This window comes from Massilia sp. DWR3-1-1 (assembly GCF_049898325.1).
In the GTDB taxonomy this organism is placed as follows: Bacteria; Pseudomonadota; Gammaproteobacteria; order Burkholderiales; family Burkholderiaceae_D; genus JAFCUW01.
Window position 1 is genome coordinate 1 of record NZ_JAFCXL010000052.1, and the last position, 4,711, is coordinate 4,711.

4 protein-coding genes and 1 rRNA gene are annotated in these 4,711 nt (G+C 63.4%); 3 read left to right on the top strand and 2 right to left on the bottom strand.

Going from position 1 to position 4,711, the window contains the following annotated elements; genetic code table 11:
* Positions 1-108: ribosomal RNA gene (gene rrf, locus ACP7EY_RS23710) — 5S ribosomal RNA — on the top strand; the annotation flags it as partial.
* A 253-nt stretch (positions 109-361) separates the two neighbouring features.
* Here the strand turns inward: rrf and ACP7EY_RS23715 are convergent.
* A complete protein-coding gene (locus ACP7EY_RS23715; protein WP_426197715.1) occupies positions 362-1,351 on the bottom strand; it encodes a TraB/GumN family protein in 990 nt (329 codons plus the stop codon).
* Positions 1,352-1,540: 189 nt separating this feature from the next.
* Here ACP7EY_RS23715 and ACP7EY_RS23720 point away from each other — a divergent pair, with 189 nt between their 5' ends.
* Positions 1,541-2,971: a DUF2868 domain-containing protein gene (locus ACP7EY_RS23720; RefSeq protein WP_426197716.1), complete on the top strand. Its 1,431-nt coding sequence runs from the start codon at positions 1,541-1,543 to the stop codon at positions 2,969-2,971.
* Positions 2,968-4,425: a DUF3482 domain-containing protein gene (locus ACP7EY_RS23725; protein ID WP_426197717.1), complete on the top strand. Its 1,458-nt coding sequence runs from the start codon at positions 2,968-2,970 to the stop codon at positions 4,423-4,425. The genes ACP7EY_RS23720 and ACP7EY_RS23725 overlap by 4 nt, the downstream gene beginning before the upstream one ends.
* On the opposite strand, the gene ACP7EY_RS23730 is transcribed toward ACP7EY_RS23725, so the two are convergent.
* A partial coding sequence (locus ACP7EY_RS23730) for a hypothetical protein (protein WP_426197718.1) occupies positions 4,418-4,711 on the bottom strand: 294 nt, incomplete at its 5' end. The two genes, ACP7EY_RS23725 and ACP7EY_RS23730, sit on opposite strands and share 8 nt — an antisense overlap.

The following is a 4,711-nucleotide window of genomic DNA, read 5'->3' on the forward strand; positions in this document are numbered from 1 at the left end:
TGACCATAGTAAATCGGTACCACCCCTTCCCATCCCGAACAGGACCGTGAAACGATATTACGCCGATGATAGTGCTGCAACCAGTGTGAAAGTAGGTTATCGTCAGGCTAGTTATAGTGGGAAAACCCCGTACAGCGATGTGCGGGGTTTTTTTACGTCTGGCGTTTACTCTCAGGCAGCGCGCTGACGCACGTCAGTGTCGACCGGGCGCGGGTCGCGGTGCCGGTGTCGGGCACGCGGGCGCGCGCCAGCACGCCTGGTTCCTCGAACAGCTCGCGCAGCGCGGGATTGCCTATCTGTTAGTCGTCGGGAGCGTCGAACAACGGCTCGCGCAAGCCGTCGCCGGTCTGACGGTGGCCGTTTACGGCTGTTCCACCGCATAGCCCTTCTCCTTCAAGCTGTCGAGAAAGCCACCCGCATTCATCGCCTGCGACACCGGCAGCAAGGCAAAAGTCGAGCGGTTGTTGCTCAGTGCCTTCTCCGCCGCCGCCAGCCAGGTGGCCTTCACGCGCGCATCGAGGTTTTCCGCGCCTTTCAGCCCTTTCATCCAGGCGCTGTTCGTGACCGCCTCGCGGCACGCTTCGGCATGGTCGGGGTAGCTCAGGGCGCGCATTTTGTCGACATCGCCGATCGCCCACGCATTCGCACGGACCCGCATGCCTTCCAGATCCGTCTCCAGGCGGTCGATGGTCTTGGTAAAACAAGCGAGATCGTCGAGCGTCGATTTTTTGAAATCCTTCAGGGCGCCACGGGGATTTTCCAGCGGAATGGAAAAGCTCGTCGTCGTCAGCTTGAGTTTGTGCTCCTTGGCGATCGCATAGATGCGCTTTTCAACCTGGGTGCCAGTGGCCAGACCCGATTTTGACGTCGCGGTCGTGAACAGCTGTTCGGCGGCGAACATGGGCCGCAGCGACTCGACACCCTGGTCAGCGCCGATGTATTTGCCTTTGAGCGCCGTCCAGCGGACGTAGACATCGGCCGGCACCACCTCCTGCAGGCTTTCGCCGTTGACATTCTTGCGCGCGCCGATCAGCGAGGGCAGGGCCGTGAGAATGTTGAGCGAATCCATCCAGCCCACGTGCAAGCCCATGCCCGGCACGCCCAACAATTCTTGCGATTGCGCGATGATGGTTTCCACTTCCTGCGAGCGCCACTGCAATTGCGCAGGCAGCGGCGCGTAGGTGCCGAACACCCACAGCACATGATCGTCTTTGCTGACCTTCCACAGGCCGGGGCCCGGCCGCTGGCCCACCACCAGCACCTGCTCAGGGGCCGCGTTGACCGCTTCCTGCGCGAACACGGGCGTCGACAAGATCGAACAACACAGCAGGATGGCGTGACGACGTTTCATGGCGGCTTTCGCGAGAGGGGAGCGGTGATAGTAAAGTGATTATTGCCCAAGCTTCATTCAAGAAACAAGTTGTTACTAAGACATGCATATATCCGGGCCGCGCTGCCGTTCGCTACAACAGGACGCCATCGGCGGAACTGCGGCACAATTCGACATTGAGCATTGTCTTTTTATCCAATCGAGGTGGGCATGAACGAACAGGTAGCAAGAGATGTCGTGCTGGTGCGCGCAATCGAACTGGCCGACCGCAAGAAGGAAATCCTGAGCGAGGACGACCGCCTGTATGCAAGTCGCAGTGCGCGCGAGCTGGCCCAGTGGCAGGCGGCCGACAGCAAGTCCGAAGTGACGCCCGATCAATTCCTGCAGCAGCGCGCCGATCTGCTGCTCAAACGCGTGGCAGAGCGCTCGGCGCCCTTCAAGACCTTCATCAAGCGCGGCCTCGGCTGGCGTGGCATCACCATTGGTCTGCCCTTGATCGCCTTTCTCGTTGGCGCCGGACTAGACCGGATTGGCGATCCGCACCGGGTCGATTTGCTGTCGGCGCCGCTGCTTGGCATCATTGGCTGGAATCTGCTGGTGTACGGATTCATGCTGGTGTGGCTGCTGCTGCCGCGCGCCGACAATCCGGCGCCGTCGCCGTGGATGCAGCGCCTCACCGTTGGCAAGCCCGCGCTGCCGCGCAAGCTCGCGCCCGTTCTGTCGGCGGCGCTGATCGATTTCATGGCGGAGTGGGGCCGCATCAGCCGCAAGCTGACTGAAGCCCGGCTGGCCCGCACCCTGCACCTGGCCGCCGCCATGTTCGCCGCTGGTGCCGTGGCGTCCCTGCTGGCGCGCGGCCTGCTCACGCAATATGTGGCCGGATGGGAGAGCACTTTCCTCAATGCCGCCCACGTGCACGCGGCGCTGTCGGTGCTGTTCGCGCCGGTCCAGGCGCTGCTTGGCTTGCAGGGTTTTACAGTGGCCGATATCGAGGCGCTGCGCTTTACCAATCCCGCCACGCCCGAAGGGGGGCGCCGTTGGGTGCTGCTGTATGCGGCGACCATGGTCCTGCTGGTGGTGCTGCCGCGACTGCTGCTGGCCGCGATCGCCCATTTCCAGGCCCATCGCCGCGCCACCCACGTCGCCATCGATCTCGAGCAGCCCTACTTTCGGCAACTGCGCACCGGTATGGGCGGGCCGGCCGGCGTGCTGCGCGTGCTGCCCTACAGTTTTACCATCGACGAAGCGCGCGACCGCGGACTGGCCGCGGTGGCCGCCATGCTGCTGGGCGAGAACGCCAGCGTCATGCTGCGCCCCTCGAGCGCATATGGCGATGAGGCGGCAGTGGCCCTGGCCGATGGCGCCGCTGGCGTGACCATGACGGCGGTGCTGTTCAACCTGGCCGCCACGCCTGAAAACGAAAATCACGGCGCCTTTATCGCGCAGCTGGCAGCGGCGACCCCGCACGTGACGGTGCTGATCGACGAGTCCTCGCTGGCCGAGCGGCTCGGCCTCGATGGCAAGGCGAGAGTCGCCGAGCGCGCCGCGCTGTGGCAGCAGTTCTGCGCCCATTATCGGTTGACCCCGGTGCTCGTCAACCTGCTCGATCCCAAGGCGCGTCCGCTGGAGGGGGCGCTGTGAGCGAGGCCCCCGTCCACATCGAGTTCGCCCTTGTCTCGCACACCAACAACGGCAAGACCACCCTGGTGCGCACCCTGGTCGGCATCGACATCGGCGAAGTGCGCGACGCCGCCCACGTCACCGTGTTCGCCGAAGCGCACACCTTGATGACGAGCCCCGAGGGCGATTCGCTGTCGCTGTGGGATACGCCAGGCTTCGGCGATTCGGTACGCCTGCTGCGCCGGCTCGCCCAGGCGGGCAATCCGATTGGCTGGTTTTTGCGGGAGGTCTACGACCGCTATCGTGACCGCACGTTCTGGCTCAGCCAGAATGCCCTGCGCACCGCCAGGGATGCCGCCGATGTGGTGCTGTACCTGGTCAACTCGTCCGAGCATCCACGTGACGCCGGTTACCTGGTATCGGAGATGAAGATCCTCGAGTGGCTTGGCAAACCCGTCATCGTCCTGCTCAATCAAATGGGCCCGCCCCGCACGGGAGAGCAGGAGGGCGCCGAGCAGCTGCTGTGGAAGCAGCACCTGAATGTCTATCCGATCGTGCGTGACGTGCTGCCGCTGGATGCTTTTGCGCGCTGCTGGGTGCACGAGCGGGTGTTTTATGAGGCGGTCGGCAAGGTGCTCGAGCCAGGCCAGGCGGCCGGTTACGCGCGCCTGTTCGCCAGTTGGGAGTCGCGCAATGTGGCGCGCTTCCACGCAGCGATGCGGCTGCTCGCCCAGCAACTGGCGGCCGCCGTGGTCGACAGCGAAAAGGTGCCGGAAGAATCGAAGTCGCTGCTGCGCAGCGCGATGAACGCGGTCGGCCTTCGCAAGGGCGCCGAACAAGGCCAGGAAAAAGCCATGGCGCAGCTGCTGGCGCGCCTGAACACCGAGGTGGCCAGGTCGACGGCCGAATTACTGGTCCTGCACCAGCTCGATCCCCATGCGGCGGCCACCATCAATGCGCGCGTGCGGCAAAATTTCACCGTCCGCGCCCCCGTCGACAAAGCGCAGGCGGGCCTGATCGGCGCCATCGTCTCCGGCGCGGCGACGGGCGTATCGGCCGACCTGATGGCCGGCGGCCTGACGCTGGGCGCCGGTGCGCTGCTGGGCAGTGTGATTGGTGCGCTCACCTTCGCCGGTGCGGCGTGGGGATTCAATGCCAGCATGGACCGCAATCATCCGACGGTCGAATTTGCCGCCGACTTTCTGCACAGCTTGCTGGTAAGCGCCATCCTGCGCTACCTGGCGGTGGCCCACTTCGGACGGGGGCGCGGCAACTTTGTCGAGAGCGAGGCGCCGTCGTTCTGGCAGGCCGAAGTCGAAGCCGCACTGGAGACGCACAGCGTGGCCCTGGCGGCCGCGCTAGACGCCATGCGGAACGACCCGACGGCGCTGCCGCAGCTGGAAGAGGTGGTCGCGGCCATCACCGCGCAGACGCTGAAAAAGCTGTATCCGGCAGCGCCACTGTTGGTCAACTAAACCTTTCGCGAGGCTGTATAAAAAAACCTTGCAGGATGCCGGTGGCCTTTGCTATAGTTCGCCTCCCCGAGAAATTGGTTAACAAAAACAAGAACTTGGGGCCGTTTGCAAAAAACGGCGACACAAAATAGAGGTTGACGAGAAACGCGAAACGCTGCATAATCTTGCCTCTCTGCTGCAACGAACACAACGCTTCGTACCGCACAGTAAGCAACACCGAATAAAGTTCTTTAACAATTAACAGTCGATAAGTGTGGGCGTTTGATGAAAGTGCCAGTGACTTCGG

Bases quoted from the DNA above. Each gene is read 5' to 3' on its own strand.
- ACP7EY_RS23715 (WP_426197715.1), bottom strand. From the start codon at position 1,351: ATGAAACGTCGTCACGCCATCCTGCTGTGTTGTTCGATCTTGTCGACG.
- ACP7EY_RS23720 (WP_426197716.1), top strand. From the start codon at position 1,541: ATGAACGAACAGGTAGCAAGAGATGTCGTGCTGGTGCGCGCAATCGAA.